The sequence below is a fragment of the Actinomycetospora atypica genome, assembly GCF_042653685.1.
GTDB lineage: Bacteria > Actinomycetota > Actinomycetes > Mycobacteriales > Pseudonocardiaceae > Actinomycetospora > Actinomycetospora atypica.
Genome location: NZ_JBHSIV010000100.1, coordinates 1 through 676, shown reverse-complemented (window position 1 = coordinate 676; position 676 = coordinate 1). Strand labels below are relative to the sequence as shown.

Below are 676 nucleotides of genomic sequence, written 5' to 3'. Positions count from 1 at the left end.
ACAGGAATAAAACCCACGAGCGACGTCCTGAACTTCTTGTCTCATTGTCGGGTCTCCGAGGACTGACGAATCGGCATGTACCTTTCTCAAGAGAGACCCGATCTCATGGTTCATTGTATCGAAGTCGGTTGCAGTGGCAGAATTACGCAATGTTCGCGTCGATCTCGACATCTCAAAGAGGTCCCGCATAACCTCTCTGATCGTCTGAACCTCGAGGACACGCTTGCGCTCGGCCAACTCTCGCTCAGCCTGCCGCTTCTCTAGCTGGAGCGTCTGCTGATAATCTAGTCGAAGCTTACGCGTGCCTTCGTGCGCGGTAACCCTGACGCCAACTATTGTGGCAATTGGACCAAGGACCCCCACCAGCAGGGTCACCCATATCGGCGTACTCACTTCGCCCCCACTCGAGCTATGGAAGAAAGAAGTCTAGACATAGTAGCTAGCATCTTCTTCACTTGAAAGGGTCCTTTGGTCCCGACCCCCATGCGACTGCAGGATTAGCGTGTTTGCTTGGTTCGCTGCCCGGGAGGCGGGCGGAAGGACCACTGAGAAACGCCGAGGCAAACCTACAAGGTCGCCCATACATCTAGTGTCGAGCCACGCCCCACGCGCCAATGGTGAGACTCTTCGACGCCCGGTCGCCGACGAGGCGCCGCTATACATGGAGCTCTCGCTG

General features: G+C 56.4%; 1 protein-coding gene. It reads right to left on the bottom strand.

Going from position 1 to position 676, the window contains the following annotated elements; genetic code table 11:
- Positions 1 to 375 (bottom strand): hypothetical protein (locus tag ACFPBZ_RS29490; protein WP_378039662.1); only part of this gene is annotated, 375 nt, incomplete at its 3' end.
- Between the last annotated feature and the right edge of the window lie 301 nt (positions 376 to 676).